This window comes from Aromatoleum aromaticum EbN1 (assembly GCF_000025965.1).
In the GTDB taxonomy this organism is placed as follows: domain Bacteria; phylum Pseudomonadota; class Gammaproteobacteria; order Burkholderiales; family Rhodocyclaceae; genus Aromatoleum; species Aromatoleum aromaticum.
The window spans coordinates 68,783-84,782 of record NC_006824.1 but is presented as its reverse complement, the minus strand read 5'-3'; the positions used below and the strand labels follow the sequence as shown (position 1 = coordinate 84,782).

Sequence of the window (16,000 nt, the reverse complement as noted above, 5' to 3'; positions counted from 1 at the left end):
CGTGTCGGACTATCCCCTGTAAAATGACGCGTCGCCCCTGGAACCCGAGAGCATGAGCCGCTTCCGCCCGATCGATCGCCAAACGGACTACCTGCTACCACCGTCGGTGCAGGACTGGCTGCCCGAATCGCACTTGGCGCGCTACGTGGTCGATGTGGTGGAAGGGCTGGACCTGTCGGCATTGGAGCGCGCCTACGCGGGCCGCGGTAGCGATGCCTACCACCCGGCGCTGCTGCTGTCGCTGCTGATCTACGGCTACGCGACGGGAACCCATTCGAGCCGCAAGATCGAGCGGGCCACGTACGACTCGCTGGCCTTCCGCTTCATCGCGTGCGACCAGCATCCGGACCACGACACGCTGGCGACGTTCCGCCGCCGTTTCGGCGATCAGTTCGCCGATGCCTTCGTGCAGGTGCTGCAAGTCGCCCGCGAGAACCAGCTCTCGCGCTTTGGCACCGTGAGCCTGGACGGTACCAAGATCCACGCCAACGCCAGCCGACACAGCGCGCTCTCGTATGGGCACGCCGAGAAGATCGAGGCCCAGCTCAAGGCCGAAGTGCAGGAGATGCTCGCGCTGGCCGAAGCGGCCGATCGGAGCTGCGTGCCCGAGGGCGTGGATCTGCCCGCGGAGATCCAGCGCCGAGAAGACCGGCTGGCCGCCATCGCGGCCGCCAAGGCCAAGATCGAAGCGCGCGCCAAGGAGCGCTTCGAGCGCGAACAGGCCGAGTTTGATGCCAAGCTGGCCAAGCGTCAGGCCAAGGCGGCGGCCACCGGCAAGAAGCCCGGCGGCAAGCCGCCGACCCCGCCTGCCCCCGGTCCGCGCGCGGACGACCAGCTCAATCTGACCGACGAAGACTCGCGCATCATGAAAGTGACCGGCGGCGGCTTCGAGCAGTGCTACAACGCGCAGGCGCTGGTCGATACGGAGTCGATGCTGGTGATGGTGCCCCACCTCACCCAGGCGGGCAACGACAAGGAGCAGGTCGAGCCGATGCTGGCCCGCATCGCGGCCCTGCCCGAAGGGCTCAATCAGCCCGACCAACTGCTGGCCGACACCGGTTTCTTCAGCGAGCGCAACGTCGAGCGCTGCCAGGCCGCCGGGATCGAACCGCTGATCGCGGTCGGGCGCGACGAGCACCATCCGGATTGGCGCCGCCGCTTCGAAGAGCCCGCCCCGCTCGAGCAGCCCGCCAGCCCCGTCGAACAGATGAAGCACGCCCTCAAGACCCGGGCCGGCCGCGCCGCCTACGCGCTCCGGAAACAGACCGTGGAACCGGTGTTCGGCATCATCAAGTCGGTGATGGGATTTCGCCAGTTCCTGCTGCGCGGGCTCGACAACGTGCGCGCCGAGTGGACCCTGGTGTGCTTGGCGTGGAACTTGAAGCGCATGGCCGTATTGCGTCCGCAGTGAGAAAAAAGGACAGGGGCATTGCGATTTCGGACAGGAAACCGCTGATTGGAACCTGAAATGCCGACCGTTTCTCACATTGTGAAATCAAGCCCCCGGATACAGCGCCGGCGGTGCTCAAGTCCGACACGCTGCTAGTGACGTCCCCGCCCCGGCGACACTGTTGGACTTAAGCTTTATCCTTGGCAGCACTCATGCCATCAAAGTGATTGTTGATCCAATTTTCTGTGCTGCCGCCCCGGCTCCGTTCAAGGACCGACAGCTGATGACACGATCGAGGCAGGCCGCCAGCCAGAAACTGTACGTTTCGGGGCGCTTGCGGACGTCGACCGTCAATTCCGTCAAGTCCACCCACTTCCAGTCGTCGGCCTCGTCCGGATTCAATACCGGACGACCGTCATGGTTGCCGAAGAACACGTGATCAAATTCGTGTTCGATGAGACCGCTGCCGAACTTTGTCCGGTATACAAAGCTGAACGCCTTCTTCAGTTCGCAATCGACGCCCATTTCCTCCCGCAAGCGACGACGCGCGGCATCGGCGCTCTCCTCGTTCGGGCGGGGATGGCTGCAGCAGGTATTGCTCCACAGCCCGCCCGAATGATATTTGCCTGCCGCGCGCCGTTGCAGCATCAGCCGGCTATGGGAATCGAACACGAATATCGAGATGGCGCGGTGCAGCGCACCGCGTTGGTGGGCCGCCATCTTGCCTGCGAAGCCGACCTTATTGTCATGCTCGTCCACCAGAATCACTTGGTCTTCCATTGGGCCTCCCGCAGACAGGATAGAGAAATGCAGTGCCTGCCGGGAATCCGGCATCACCGGAATTCGAGGCGCCACCATCAGACTCCGTGCCTAATGCAACAGTCCGGAATATGAACTGATTTTTGGCAGTGATATTGGCAATAGAACGCTGCATATCAATAAATCTACGTCTCGAAGTGAGCGTTGACAAGGCGGAAGCGGCCGATAAAATTCCAAAGTGTGGAATTATGAAAGGGAGCTTCCCGATGAGCGACAGCAATAGCCCTGGCACGGGGACCCAAAGCATCCAGCGCGCCGCGCACGTCTTGCGGATCCTCGCTTCCCGCAATGGCACGGGATTGCGTCTGGTCGACATCTCGTCGCATTCGAGGCTTGAGCGGCCAACTGCCCACCGGATATTGAAATGCCTGATCGCCGAAGGCCTGGTCAAGCAGGATGCGCAGACGCGCCGCTATTTTCTCGGGCATCTGGTTTTCGAGCTTGGACTTGCTGCCTCATCGAGTTTCAATCTGCGCGATGTTTGTCGGCCGGTCCTCGCAAGGCTCGCCGAAAAGACCGGCGACACGGTATTCCTCACGATACGAAGCGGGTTTGATACGGTATGCATAGATCGCGCCGAAGGTTCCTTTCCGATCCGCACGCTCACTCTCGATGTCGGCACTCGACGCCCTCTGGGTGTGGGGGCGGGCGGCCTGGCGCTGCTGATGTCCTTGCCGGATCAGGCCATTGACGACGTCGTTTCCGCCAACGCTCTCAGATTGGGGGCGTACAACAACCTCACGGTCCCCGCGCTGATGCGCTTGCTGAAGCGGTGCAGGGAGCTGGGTTACGCGCTTAACGACGCCCGTATAACGCCCGGCGCCACTTCGGTCGGGTTGCCGATCCGCTCCCGCTCGGGAGAGCCTTTCCTTGCGATCAGCGTCGGCGCGATCTCCAGCCGGATGACCGACGAGCGCCAGAAGGAGCTAGTTGCGCTGATTCGGGCCGAAATCATCAATCTCGAGGCCGCCGTAAGCGACACGGCCCGCCCTTGAGGCACGCTCTACACACGTAAGCAACCGGATTCCCGGATGTCCTGGCGACACCCGGGAATCCATTCGCACATCATTTTCTCGTCCGTCGATAGTCTTGCCGACGTTGAATGCGCTTGCGTTCCCTGTTTGTGCAGGCAGGTGTATCGCCCAACGGGCCGGCCTCGTAATCCGGCCGGCCGACTGTGGCAGGTTCCTTCGCAGAACCTGCGCAATTCAACTCCGCCTCTCATTTCCCCTGCAAGGCGCCCGATAACGGCAGTCCAAAATATGGAATAAAATGTCAGAAATATGGATTGTCTGCTGCGGTATTCCTCTCTAAAGTTTCTCCAAGGCCGCAGTTATCACGAATTAAGTGCAGAGCCAGGTTGTTAAAAAGGTCCGTATTATGGACTATCGTCAGTCATCTGGAGTTGCACTGATTCCTTGAGCGAGGGGCATATGAAGAGACTGATAGTGGGGATCACGGGGGCGACGGGGGTGGTGTTCGGGGTTCGGCTGCTCGAGGCGCTGCAGGGCACCGACGTGGAGACGCACCTGGTGCTGAGCAAGTGGGCGATCCAGACGATCGAGCACGAGACGCCCTACACGGCCAAGCAGGTGCGCGCGCTCGCCGCGGTCGATCACGTCGAGGGCAACATGGGGGCGTCGATCTCGTCGGGCTCGTTCATGACCGAAGGGATGGTGATCGCGCCGTGCTCGATGAGGAGCCTTGCGGCGATCGCGCACGGCACGGGCGACCATCTGGTGCATCGGGCGGCCGACGTGATCCTCAAGGAGCGGCGTCGCCTGGTGCTCGTGACGCGCGAGATGCCGCTCTCGGACATCCATCTCGAGAACATGCTCAAGCTCTCGAAGATGGGCGTGACGATCATGCCGCCGATGCCCGCGTTCTATAACCACCCGCAGACGGTCGACGACATCGTGGATCACGTCGTTGCCCGGATTCTCGATCAATTCGGCCTGCCGGCCGAGTTCGCGCGGCGCTGGGAGGGGGAGATGCGCAACCGCAAGGTTGCCAATCTCCAGCCGCAGAAGTAATCGCACACACCCCCGATTCCCGAGTAAAGCAACCTGGAGGCAATACGATGAACGATCTGGCAACGAAAGAAATCGATGCGGTGGCCCAGCGGGCCGGGGTCAAGGACCTGCGCGAAGCGCTCGAGTGGTTCCGCGCCCAGGGCTACCTGGTCGAGACCGACAAGGAAGTCAATCCCGACCTCGAAATCACCGGTCTGCAGAAGATCTTCGACGGCAGCCTGCCGATGCTCTTCAACAACGTCAAAGGCATGCCCCATGCCCGCGCGATCACGAACCTCTTTGGCGACATCCGTGTCGTCGAAGGCCTCTTCGGCTGGGAGAACTCGCTCGACCGGGTCAAGAAGGTCGCGCATGCGATCGACCATCCGCTCGCACCGATCATCATCGGCCAGGACGAGGCGCCGGTGCAGGAAGAAGTGATCACCGATGACCTCGACGTCAACAAGTGGCTGACCGCGATCCGCCACACGCCGCTTGAGACCGAGCTGACGATCGGCTCGGGCATCTCGTGCGTCGTCGGCCCGTACTTCGACGGTGGCAGCCACATCGGCTACAACCGCATGAACTTCCGCTGGGGCAACGTCGGCACGTTCCAGATCTCGCCCGGATCACACATGTGGCAGGTGATGACCGAGCACTACAAGGACGACGAGCCGATCCCGCTGACGATGTGCTTCGGCGTGCCCCCGTCGTGCACCTTCGTTGCCGGCTCGGGCTTCGACTACGCGATCCTGCCCAAGGGCTGCGACGAGATCGGCATCGCCGGCGCGATCCAGGGCTCGCCGGTGCGCCTCGTCAAGTGCCGCACGATCGACGCCTACACGCTCGCCGACGCCGAGTACGTGCTCGAAGGCTATCTGCACCCGCGCGACAAGCGCTACGAGACGGCCGAGTCGGAAGCGGCTGACGTCCAGGGGCGCTTTCACTTCCACCCGGAGTGGGCGGGCTACATGGGCAAGGCCTACAAGGCGCCGACGTTCCACGTCACCGCGATCACGATGCGCCGGCGCGAGAGCAAGCCGATCATCTTCCCGCTCGGCGTGCACACGGCCGACGACGCCAACATCGACACCTCGGTGCGCGAGTCGGCGATCTTCGCGCTGTGCGAGCGGCTGCAGCCGGGCATCGTGCAGAACGTGCATATCCCGTACTGCATGACCGACTGGGGCGGCTGCATCATTCAGGTCAAGAAGCGCAACCAGATCGAGGAAGGCTGGCAGCGCAATTTCCTCTCCGCGATCCTGTCGTGCTCGCAAGGGATGCGCCTGGCGATCGCGGTGAGCGAAGACGTCGACATCTACTCGATGGACGACATCATGTGGTGTCTGACCACTCGCGTGAATCCGCGCACCGACATCCTCAACCCGATTCCTGGCGGGCGCGGCCAGACCTTCATGCCGGCCGAACGGATGACCTCGGGCGACAAGCAATGGACCGCCTCGAACACCCAGTTCGAAGGCGGCATGGGGATCGACGCGACCGTGCCGTTCGGCTACGAGAGCGACTTCCACCGCCCGGTGTACGGCGTCGATCTGGTCAAGCCGGAAGCCTTCTTCGGCGAGGGCGACATCAAGAAGATGCGCTCGCGCATGGAAGGCTGGGTGCTGTCCCTGGCACGCACGGGACGCTGACCGCTGCTGCCACCGAAGGAGTCCGCGATGCTTAACGCATACCGGGTCCTGGATCTGAGCAACCGCACCGGCTGGCTCGCCGGTCGGTTGCTCGCCGATCTCCGCAACTGTTGAAAGGGCGTGATTCTCGGCAGCGGTCGCTGCAATCAACACAGGAGTGTCGGACAGGAGCGCCGGCGGGAGATCGGTCCTGCCGACGGATGTGTCGCGCAACTCGTGCCGCCTGGGCACGGCCAGTCGCAGGTGAAACCAGTAAGCGGAGGACGGGAAGACTTAACCTGCGCCCAGCTCCCGCCCGATATCAGTCTTTCCGGCTGGATCAAGGTGAAGAACAGGAGCGCCATAACTACAACAATAGATTCTTTCAGCATGTCATGCGCTGCGAAGGGCGTATCGCAATACGGTTCGGGCGAATGCCGGATGTTTCGGTGAAGGCGTTGTTTCGTCCGCGTGTGGGTTCGCAGAAAGAAGACGTCGCGCTCGGACATCGCTTGTGCGGAGTTGCAACGTCGAGGAACGACAAAGGAGGAGTATTCGATGAAAACAGCATGTTTAAGATTTTTATCGGCAACCTGTCTTGCGGTGTGGGCGCTCAACTGCGCCGCCAACGACTCGACCGAAGTTCGCGTCGGTGTTGTCAATTCCAGTAGCGACGCCGGTTTTCTCATCGCTGACAAGAAAGGTTATTTCCGCGAGGAGGGGCTGGAAATCGTCTTCACTCCGTTCGACTCGGCGGCGAAGATGATTGCTCCACTCGGCGCCGGTCACCTTGACGTCGGCGGCGGCTCGCCGTCTGCGGGGCTCTACAACGCGATCGCTCGCGGCATCAGCATCAAGATAGTTGCCGACAAGGGCTCGACGCCACCGGGATACGGCTATCAGCCGCTGCTGGTGCGCAAGGATCTGGTCGATAGCGGCCGATTCAAGGAGCTGAAGGATCTAAAGGGCATGAAGATCGCCGGTAGCGCCCCCGGCAGCGCATCGACATCCACTCTCAACGAGATGCTGAAGAAGGCGGACCTGAAAACGGCCGACGTGGAGCGCGTCTACATGGGTTTTCCTCAGCACGTGATGGCGCTGCAGAACGCGGCGGTTGACGCGGCACTGACGACCGAGCCGTCCGCAACCCGGGCAATCCAGAGCGGCGCGGCCGTGAAGGTGCTCGGCGACGACGAGGCGTATCCGGATCATCAGCTCGCGGTCGTGCTCTATTCCGGCCCGTTCGCACGCGAGAAGCCGGAAGTGGCTCGCAAATTCATGCGTGCTTACCTGCGCGGCGTGCGCGACTACAACGATGCGTTGAAGGACGGACGGCTCGTCGGGCCGAGCAGCGACGACATCATTGCCATCCTGACAGCGAGTACGGCGCTCAAGGATCCGGCGACCTACCGCCTCCTCAGCGCGAACGGGTGCAATCCGAACGGCAAGGTCCACGAGCCAAGCTTGCGCAACGATCTGCAGTTCTTCAAGGACGAGGGGCTGATCCAGGGCAATGTCACTGTGGAGCAGGCGGTCGACCACACGTTTGTCGAGGCAGCACTCAAGGATCTCGGCACGTATGAAGCGAAAAGGAGCCTCCAGTGAGCGACGATTCGATCCAGGACGTCCTTGCGCAGGCGGCCTGTGTGGCGAGTGCGCAGACCCCACCGAAAATCCGCATCCGCAACCTCGGCAAGAGCTTCGAGACGCGTCGCGGGCGCTTCGCCGCTCTCGACGCGGTGTCCCTCGACATTCCCGAGGGCTGCTTCTTCATGATCGTCGGCCCGAGCGGCTGCGGCAAGACGACGCTGCTGCGGATTCTCGGCGGGCTCGAGAGCGAGTCGAGCGGCAGCGTTGAGATTGCGCATTCCGGCAGCGGGCGACCCGAGAACTCGATGGTGTTCCAAGGCGACTCACTGTTCCCGTGGATGACGGTGTGGCAGAACGCGGCCTACGGACTCGTGATGCGCGGTCGGCCGAAGACCGAAATCAAGGAGACGGTCGGTCACTACCTTTCGCGAATCGGGCTGTCGCGTTTCGCCGACGCGTTTCCGCACCAGCTGTCGGGGGGCATGCGTCAGCGCGTCTCGATCGCACGGGCATTCGCCAACGATCCCGAAATTCTGCTGATGGACGAGCCGTTTTCGGCGCTCGATGAGCAGAACAAGCTCCTACTGCAGGAGGAGCTGCTGCGCATCTGGGACGAGACGCGCAAGACGGTGCTGTTCATTACGCACAGCGTTGATGAAGCAGTCACGCTTGGCGATCGCATTCTCGTGATGAGCGCCCATCCGGGCAAGGTGAAGATGGTCGTGAACGTGCCGTTCGAACGCCCCCGGCATGTTCTCGAGCTTCGCGCCCGGCCCGAATACGGCGCGCTCGTCTACAACATCTGGGACGAGCTGCGCGACGAGGTCCGCCGCGCCCGTGCCCAGGATGAGGAGGGGGTAAGGTCATGAGCATCGCAAAGAAGGCGCGCGTTGCCGAGACACGTACGAAAGTGCGATCGGCAAGGAATCGAGACCGATTGATCGGCATCGTATCGCCGCTGGCGCTGATCGTGTTGTGGGAGCTGTGCGTGCAGTCCGGCGCAATCGACGCGCGCTTTTTTCCCGCGCCGTCGCAGGTGGCCGTGAAGCTCGTGGCATTGGTCGTGTCGGGGTCCCTGTGGACTGATACCGCGGCAAGCCTGACGAGGCTGTTCTGGGGGATGCTGCTCGGCGGCATCCCGGCGCTGCTGCTCGGCATTGTCATGGGACTGTATCGGCCAATCCGCGCGGTATTCGATCCGCTGGTCGCGGCGACCTACCCAATCCCGAAGAGCGCGATCCTGCCGTTGATCCTGCTGATCTTCGGCCTCGGCGAGGCGTCGAAAATCGTCATGGTCGCGACCGGAGTGTTCTATCCGGTGCTGATCAACTCGATGGCCGGTGTCATGGAGATCAACAAAATCTATCTGGATGTCGGCCACAACTTCAAGGCGAGCCGCTGGCAGGTGTTCCGCACGATCGCATTACCGGGGGCGATGCCGCTGATCATGACCGGCGTCAAGCTCGGGGTCGGCCTGGGCCTGATCCTGATCACGATCGCCGAGATGGTCGGCGCCAACAGCGGCCTCGGGCACATGATCTGGAACGCGTGGGAAATTCTGTCGGTGGAAACGATGTATGTCGGCCTCATCGTCATCGCGCTGCTCGGTTTCCTGTTCTCGCTCGCGCTTACCGAGCTCGAACGCTGGCTTGTGCCATGGAAGACGGCCCACTAACCAATCCTTTCAAATTGCCGGGCCGGGATTCGGCGCGGCTTCAACGCAGGAGAAGACCAAGTGAATGATAACGCTTTGAACAGAGCGGTCGGAGGCGTCCAGGAAGGCGTAGGGCGACGGGACCTCGAACAGCGTTGCCAGATTGCCTACGAGGATCTGCGCGAGTGGATTGTCGAAGCTGAGAAACTGGGTGAAGTGCATGTGATCCAGGGCGCGACATGGCAAAAGGAGATCGGCATGGCGGCCGACCTCGCGATGCATTCGGATGCGGCGCCCTGTGTGATTTTCGACGACGTGCCCGGGTGCGAGAAGGGCCACCGCGTGCTCGTCAACTTCTTCGGCGGAAGCCGCAAGAACATGACCCTCGGTTTTCCAACGGATCTGTCCCGGCTGGAGCTGTCGCAGGCCTTCCTCGAGAACAGCCTGCGCGACATGGAGCCGCTCCCGCACGAGATCGTCGAGTATGGTCCGATCTTCGAAAATGTGCTGATGGGCGACGACATCGACATTACGAAGTTTCCGACACCGCAGTGGCACGAGCATGACGGGGGCCGCTACATCGGAACCGGCAGCTACAACATCACGATGGATCCCGACGAGAAATGGCTCAACGCGGGCACTTATCGGGTCATGATCCACGACAAGAAGACCGTCGGTTTCTACATTTCCCCGGGCAAGCATGGTCGTATCCACCGCGACAAGTACGAGGCGCGCGGCGAGCCGATGCCGACAGCGATCGTCGTCGGCGGCGATCCGCTGACGTTCCTGATGGCGTGCAGCGAAGTGCCATACGGCGTGTGCGAATTCGACATGGTTGGAGCGATGCGTGGCAAGGCGCAGAAGATGGTGCGCGGCAAGGTCACCGGCATCCCGATTCCGGCCAACGCCGAACTCGTCATCGAGGGCTACGTGCATCCGACACGACGCAAGAAGGAAGGTCCGTTCGGCGAGTGGACCGGCTACTACGCGAGCGACGTGCGCGAGGAGCCCGTTCTCGAGATCAAGGCGATCTACCATCGCAACAACCCGATCATCCTCGGTTGCCCCCCGCTGTGCCCGCCGGACGAAATGGCGCGCTACCGTGCGGTGACGCGTTCAGCGTTGCTGAAGCAGGAAATCGAGAAGGCCGGCGTGCCCGACATTACCGCCGCATGGGCACACGAGTGCGGGGGTGCGCGCATGCTGCTTGCGGTGGCGATCAAGCAGCGCTATCCCGGCCACGTCAAGCAGGTCGGCCATATCGCCAGCCAGTGTCACGTGGGCGCGTACGCGGGCAAGTACGTAGTGGTCGTCGACGACGACGTCGACGCATCCAACCTGGAGGAGGTGATGTGGGCAGTGGTGACGCGCTCCGATCCGGCGACGTCAATCGACATCATCACCAACTCGTGGAGCACACCACTCGATCCGCGCCTCACCCCCGAGGATCGTGAAAAGGGTAATTACACGAACTCGCGCGCGATCATCGATGCGTGCCGGCCGTTCCATTGGCGCGATCGCTTCCCCCTGGTCAATCGACTGAGTCCAAAGGACCTGCGCGAGGCGCGCGAGAAATTCGGTTATCTGCTCGGCTGAAGTTGTGCTCGCGCGACCGTCAGAGGCAATTGATGATCCTCCGGACGGCGCGGGCAGGCCTACTGAGTTTAGAAACGAGATCGCGAGTTATGGTCCCCCGTATTCCAGAGTGATTAAGGCGGCGGTCTACCTGATGAGAGCTAGGAAGCCGCCGCGATTAGACAAACGAGCGGGTCCGAGTCGCGAGGGGGCAAAAGCGGTGCGAACCGATTAGGCCTTCCGCTGCGCAAACCGGCGCAAGCGGACTGTTTTCGAAGGAAACCACAAAAATCCCCATGAAAACGCGAGCAGGTTTGCCTGCTCCCGGGGCAATTTTTTGTCCGTAACAGAGAGAAAAACGGCGCCTCGGGTTCGGAATGGCTTCAAAGAGGACGCCGGAGCATTCAGTCGATCAGGAGGAGTAGGTCCTAATTTCCAGGGAGAAATCGCCGTGAGGAAGAAGAGACTTTATGTGATAGTAGTAACTGGAGGACTGATGGTGCCGCTGGTTGCGCAAGCGGATTCATCGAACGTGGTGATCTACGGCAAGCTCTATCCGCAGATCGGGCAGGCAAAAACGACCGGTGCGACTCGCCCCGGGGCGCCCGTCAGCACACTCACTGGCGCGCCCGGGGGTAACAATATCGCCAGCCATACTGAGATCAATGCTTCCAACTCCAGATTAGGTTTTCGCGGCTCGGAGGATCTCGGTAACGGTTACAAGGCGCATTTTCAGATTGAGCAGCGCGTTTCGATCGATAGCAATACCGGCTTGTCCTCCGCTCGTAACAGCTTTGTCGGTCTCTCCGGCGACTTCGGCCTGGTAAAGCTGGGCATTCACGACAGTGTTTACAAATCGCTGGGCGACGGAATGAACTTCCTCGGCATCAGTAGCGGGAACTTCGTCTCCAACAGCAATATCCTTTCCAAGCCCGCGTTCGGTATCAGCAAACCCGGCAGCTTCCATTTGCGGCCACCCAACACCATCCTGTACGAGTCTCCAAAATTCGCTGGTTTCCAAGTGCACGCGCAATACGCGACCGACGAAGGAAAGACCGATGAGCGCGACCCGCATCTGCAGTCGTACGGCGTAATTTTCGGCCGTGGCGGCCTCTACGTCGCGGTGGCGCACGAAATCCATACAGACTATTTCGGTGGTTCCCGCAATGCTCCTGCAGCTTTGTCGAACTTCACAGCGGCCCCGGACGCGAATTCGAAGGACACGGGGACGCGTGCGACGCTCCGGTACAAATTCGGCAATAGCCGGATCGAAGGGAATTACGCGATGCTGAAGTACAAGGAAACGGACGGCCTGCCGAACCGCTTTAAGGAGTACAAGCAGAACGCGTGGTCACTCGGCTTTGACCATCGTTTCGGCAACTGGCTTGCCGCGATCTCCTATGCGCGCGCCTCAGCTGACAGTTGTTCGCTCGTCGGCGGTGCCGCCTGCTCGACGAGCGGACTGGACGGTGACATGTGGTCGCTCGGGGGGAGCTACAGCCTCTCCAAGAGAACCTCCTTGTTTGCGATGGCTACCAGACTCACCAATGGTCGGTCGGCCCGCTTCAATAATATGGAGAACGGGAGTGCCGATACGGGCGCTGACATTACGCAGGCGGCCTTGGGCATAAGTCACAGTTTTTGAGCCGGCGTGGCATGCATCGTACGGTAGGGGAGCACGGCGGGCGGCAGTGGGCCCTTCGGCACGGGGCCTTTAATTTTCGACGCTGGCGCGCCAGTGATTCACCTTCGTCAGGTCACGGCTGTCCACCGAATCCGGACGAAATTCGAGGAGGACTCAGGATTCCTGCTCCGACCGATCGGGGAGTAAGTCGTTGTGGGTGAGTGGCTGGCCGTGTTATCGATGACTTTTTTTGCGTCATCGAACGTAGCAATCGGACGCGCCGTGGAGCGGGGTTCACAGGACAACGGCGCCTTTCTTTCCATCCTGATCACCAGCACGATGGCGTTCGCGACGTGGATCTACTTGACCTGGGGAAATGCGCTGCCACGCGTCGACGCGCCGGCACTCGCGTGGTTCGCGGGAGCCGGCGTGCTGACGATGTTCATCGGTCGGGTGTTCGTGTTCGCCTCCGTGCAGCATCTGGGCGCCGTGCGCGCCTCCGCGGTCAAACGGCTCAATCCTGTGTTTTCGGTGCTGCTTGGCGTGCTGGTGCTCGGGGAACCGATGGACGCAGCGCTGATCGCGGGCATGCTGCTGATTTTTTCCAGTTTCTGCGTGCTGGTAAAGCAGTCGCTACAGACCTCCAGGCAAAGCTCGGGCGTGGTCATTGACAGCTCCGGGCGTGAATATCTGGGCACATGGGTCAACGTGGGCTACGTCTATGGCCCGGTGTCGGCGCTCGCCTATGCAGTGGGTTACGTTGCACGCAAGCAGGGCCTGATGCTGCTTCCCGATCCGACGCTCGGGACGCTGATCGGTGCCGTCGTTGGCTCGCTCGTCTTCATGCTGGCGGGGGCCTTTCTCGGTAGTTACCGACAGGCGATCCGTAACACATTCACGAGCTTTGACCCCTGGATCGTCGCGGCCGGCGTGCTGAGTTCCCTGGGGCAGATCTTCTTTTTTGCCGCGATTAGCTACAGCACGGTCTCCCGCGTGGCGCTGATCACCTCCATGGAAACCTTCGTCACGATCCTGCTGTCGGTGACGCTCTTCCGTTCCAAAGATGGGCTGACGGCACCGGTGCTGTGCGCCGCCGGGCTCGGGGCGCTCGGCACCGCGTTCATCATGTGGCAATAGCTGACTAACGCGATTTTCGGGGCTGATCGCTGGTTCCATCAGGGCGGGGTCACGAAGCTCGATCAAGCCCCCGCATGTATCCCCCCGGTACTCCTGGTTCGCCTTCACTCGCTCTTTGATCGGTTGCAAGGTGGCATTCGAGCAAAAACAATAGTCCATATATTGAAATAGTAATTCGGCTAGATGGATTGCCTGTCTTGCAAGTGGTAATTAGAGTAATCAGCAAGTGAGGCGCAGCAACGTTATTTGAGGGGCGAAATCTCTAGCATAAATGTCCATATAACGGACTATCAGCAGTCATCTGGAGTTGTACTGATTCCTTGAGCGAGGGGCATATGAAAAGACTGATAGTGGGGATCACTGGGGCGACGGGGGTGGTGTTCGGGGTTCGGTTGCTCGAGGCGCTGCAGGGCACCGACGTGGAGACGCACCTGGTGCTGAGCAAGTGGGCGATCCAGACGATCGAGCACGAGACGTCCTACACGGCCAAGCAGGTGCGGGCGCTCGCCGCGGTCGATCACGTCGAAGGCAACATGGGCGCGTCGATCTCGTCGGGCTCGTTCGTGACCGAAGGGATGGTGATCGCGCCGTGCTCGATGAGGAGCCTCGCGGCGATCGCCCACGGCACGGGCGACCACCTGGTGCATCGGGCGGCCGACGTGATCCTCAAGGAGCGGCGTCGCCTGGTGCTCGTGACGCGCGAGATGCCGCTCTCGGACATCCATCTCGAGAACATGCTCAAGCTCTCGAAGATGGGCGTGACGATCATGCCGCCGATGCCCGCGTTCTATAACCACCCGCAGACGGTCGACGACATCGTGGATCACGTCGTTGCCCGGATTCTCGATCAATTCGGCCTGCCGGCCGAGTTCGCGCGGCGCTGGGAGGGGGAGATGCGCAACCGCAAGGTTGCCAATCTCCAGCCGCAGAAGTAATCGCACATACCCCAGAAATTCCCGAGTAAAGCAACCTGGAGGCAACACGATGAACGATCTGGCAACGAAAGAAATCGATGCGGTGGCCCTGCGGGCCGGGGTCAAGGACCTGCGTGAAGCGCTCGAGTGGTTCCGCACCCAGGGCTACCTGGTCGAGACCGACAAGGAAGTCAATCCTGACCTCGAGATCACCGGTCTGCAGAAGATCTTCGACGGCAGCCTGCCGATGCTCTTCAACAACGTCAAAGGCATGCCCCATGCCCGCGCGATCACGAACCTCTTTGGCGACATCCGTGTCGTCGAAGGCCTCTTCGGCTGGGAGAACTCGCTCGACCGGGTCAAGAAGGTCGCGCGTGCGATCGACCATCCGCTCGCGCCGATCATCATCGGCCAGGACGAGGCGCCGGTGCAGGAAGAGGTCATCACCGATGACCTCGACGTCAACAAGTGGCTGACCGCGATCCGCCACACGCCGCTTGAGACCGAGCTGACGATCGGCTCAGGCATCTCGTGCGTCGTCGGCCCGTACTTCGACGGCGGCAGCCACATCGGCTACAACCGCATGAACTTCCGCTGGGGCAACGTCGGCACGTTCCAGATCTCGCCCGGATCACACATGTGGCAGGTGATGACCGAGCACTACAAGGACGACGAGCCGATCCCGCTGACGATGTGCTTCGGCGTGCCCCCGTCGTGCACCTTCGTTGCCGGCTCGGGCTTCGACTACGCGATCCTGCCCAAGGGCTGCGACGAGATCGGCATCGCCGGCGCGATCCAGGGCTCGCCGGTGCGCCTCGTCAAGTGCCGCACGATCGACGCCTACACGCTCGCCGACGCCGAGTACGTACTCGAAGGCTATCTGCACCCGCGCGACAAGCGCTACGAGACGGCCGAGTCGGAAGCGGCCGACGTCCAGGGGCGCTTTCACTTCCACCCGGAGTGGGCGGGCTACATGGGCAAAGCGTACAAGGCGCCGACGTTCCACGTCACCGCGATCACGATGCGCCGGCGCGAGAGCAAGCCGATCATCTTCCCGCTCGGCGTGCACACGGCCGACGACGCCAACATCGACACCTCGGTGCGCGAGTCGGCGATCTTCGCGCTGTGCGAGCGGCTGCAGCCGGGCATCGTGCAGAACGTGCATATCCCGTACTGCATGACCGACTGGGGCGGCTGCATCATTCAGGTCAAGAAGCGCAACCAGATCGAGGAAGGCTGGCAGCGCAATTTCCTCTCCGCGATCCTGTCGTGCTCGCAAGGGATGCGCCTGGCGATCGCGGTGAGCGAAGACGTCGACATCTACTCGATGGACGACATCATGTGGTGTCTGACCACTCGCGTGAATCCGCGCACCGACATCCTCAACCCGATTCCTGGCGGGCGCGGCCAGACCTTCATGCCGGCCGAACGGATGACCTCGGGCGACAAGCAATGGACCGCCTCGAACACCCAGTTCGAAGGCGGCATGGGGATCGACGCGACCGTGCCGTTCGGCTACGAGAGCGACTTCCACCGCCCGGTGTACGGCGTCGATCTGGTCAAGCCGGAAGCCTTCTTCGGCGAGGGCGACATCAAGAAGATGCGCTCGCGCATGGAAGGCTGGGTGCTGTCCCTGGCACGCACGGGACGCTGA

Annotated in this window: 13 protein-coding genes; 12 read left to right on the top strand and 1 reads right to left on the bottom strand. The window is 61.7% G+C overall.

The features are described from left to right. Positions 1-52: 52 nt before the first annotated feature. A complete protein-coding gene (locus EBN1_RS22210) occupies positions 53-1,411 on the top strand; it encodes an IS1182-like element ISAzo1 family transposase (protein ID WP_011236184.1) in 1,359 nt (452 codons plus the stop codon). 189 nt (positions 1,412-1,600) lie between these two features. On the opposite strand, the gene idi is transcribed toward EBN1_RS22210, so the two are convergent. Then, positions 1,601-2,170 carry an isopentenyl-diphosphate Delta-isomerase gene (idi, locus tag EBN1_RS22205; RefSeq protein WP_011255022.1) on the bottom strand — a complete coding sequence of 190 codons (570 nt, stop codon included), beginning with the start codon at positions 2,168-2,170 and terminating at the stop codon, positions 1,601-1,603. 245 nt (positions 2,171-2,415) lie between these two features. On the opposite strand from idi, the gene EBN1_RS22200 reads away from it, so the two are divergent. From EBN1_RS22200 to EBN1_RS22150, 11 genes are all read left to right on the top strand, one after another. Continuing rightward, positions 2,416-3,204 carry an IclR family transcriptional regulator gene (locus tag EBN1_RS22200; protein WP_011255023.1) on the top strand — a complete coding sequence of 263 codons (789 nt, stop codon included), beginning with the start codon at positions 2,416-2,418 and terminating at the stop codon, positions 3,202-3,204. Between the two features lie 438 nt (positions 3,205-3,642). Further along, positions 3,643-4,242, top strand: coding sequence for a UbiX family flavin prenyltransferase (locus tag EBN1_RS22195; RefSeq protein ID WP_041647982.1), 600 nt, complete (start codon positions 3,643-3,645; stop codon positions 4,240-4,242). Between the two features lie 47 nt (positions 4,243-4,289). Further along, a complete protein-coding gene (locus tag EBN1_RS22190; protein WP_011255025.1) occupies positions 4,290-5,873 on the top strand; it encodes a UbiD family decarboxylase in 1,584 nt (527 codons plus the stop codon). 537 nt (positions 5,874-6,410) lie between these two features. Next, positions 6,411-7,457, top strand: coding sequence for an ABC transporter substrate-binding protein (locus tag EBN1_RS22185; protein WP_011255026.1), 1,047 nt, complete (start codon positions 6,411-6,413; stop codon positions 7,455-7,457). Next, on the top strand, positions 7,454-8,311 hold the full coding sequence (locus EBN1_RS22180) for an ABC transporter ATP-binding protein (protein WP_011255027.1): 858 nt from the start codon (positions 7,454-7,456) through the stop codon (positions 8,309-8,311). The genes EBN1_RS22185 and EBN1_RS22180 overlap by 4 nt, the downstream gene beginning before the upstream one ends. After that, positions 8,308-9,117 (top strand): ABC transporter permease, encoded by an 810-nt coding sequence (locus EBN1_RS22175; protein WP_011255028.1) that lies wholly within the window; start codon positions 8,308-8,310, stop codon positions 9,115-9,117. Before EBN1_RS22180 ends, EBN1_RS22175 begins: the two co-directional genes overlap by 4 nt. A gap of 60 nt (positions 9,118-9,177) precedes the next feature. Next, entirely contained in the window at positions 9,178-10,692 is a 1,515-nt protein-coding gene (locus tag EBN1_RS22170; protein WP_011255029.1) for a UbiD family decarboxylase, read from the top strand. 475 nt (positions 10,693-11,167) lie between these two features. Further along, complete coding sequence (locus EBN1_RS22165) at positions 11,168-12,316, top strand: porin (RefSeq protein WP_211159581.1); 1,149 nt, start codon at positions 11,168-11,170, stop codon at positions 12,314-12,316. A gap of 192 nt (positions 12,317-12,508) precedes the next feature. Continuing rightward, positions 12,509-13,432 carry a DMT family transporter gene (locus EBN1_RS22160; RefSeq protein ID WP_011255031.1) on the top strand — a complete coding sequence of 308 codons (924 nt, stop codon included), beginning with the start codon at positions 12,509-12,511 and terminating at the stop codon, positions 13,430-13,432. A 335-nt stretch (positions 13,433-13,767) separates the two neighbouring features. After that, a complete protein-coding gene (locus EBN1_RS22155; RefSeq protein ID WP_041647980.1) occupies positions 13,768-14,367 on the top strand; it encodes a UbiX family flavin prenyltransferase in 600 nt (199 codons plus the stop codon). Positions 14,368-14,416: 49 nt separating this feature from the next. Continuing rightward, positions 14,417-16,000 carry a UbiD family decarboxylase gene (locus EBN1_RS22150; protein WP_011255033.1) on the top strand — a complete coding sequence of 528 codons (1,584 nt, stop codon included), beginning with the start codon at positions 14,417-14,419 and terminating at the stop codon, positions 15,998-16,000.

Bases quoted from the DNA above. Each gene is read 5' to 3' on its own strand.
- EBN1_RS22185 (WP_011255026.1), top strand. From the start codon at position 6,411: ATGAAAACAGCATGTTTAAGATTTTTATCGGCAACCTGTCTTGCGGTG.
- EBN1_RS22150 (WP_011255033.1), top strand. From the start codon at position 14,417: ATGAACGATCTGGCAACGAAAGAAATCGATGCGGTGGCCCTGCGGGCC.
- EBN1_RS22195 (WP_041647982.1), top strand. From the start codon at position 3,643: ATGAAGAGACTGATAGTGGGGATCACGGGGGCGACGGGGGTGGTGTTC.
- EBN1_RS22165 (WP_211159581.1), top strand. From the start codon at position 11,168: ATGGTGCCGCTGGTTGCGCAAGCGGATTCATCGAACGTGGTGATCTAC.
- idi (WP_011255022.1), bottom strand. From the start codon at position 2,170: ATGGAAGACCAAGTGATTCTGGTGGACGAGCATGACAATAAGGTCGGC.
- EBN1_RS22200 (WP_011255023.1), top strand. From the start codon at position 2,416: ATGAGCGACAGCAATAGCCCTGGCACGGGGACCCAAAGCATCCAGCGC.
- EBN1_RS22190 (WP_011255025.1), top strand. From the start codon at position 4,290: ATGAACGATCTGGCAACGAAAGAAATCGATGCGGTGGCCCAGCGGGCC.
- EBN1_RS22210 (WP_011236184.1), top strand. From the start codon at position 53: ATGAGCCGCTTCCGCCCGATCGATCGCCAAACGGACTACCTGCTACCA.
- EBN1_RS22155 (WP_041647980.1), top strand. From the start codon at position 13,768: ATGAAAAGACTGATAGTGGGGATCACTGGGGCGACGGGGGTGGTGTTC.
- EBN1_RS22175 (WP_011255028.1), top strand. From the start codon at position 8,308: ATGAGCATCGCAAAGAAGGCGCGCGTTGCCGAGACACGTACGAAAGTG.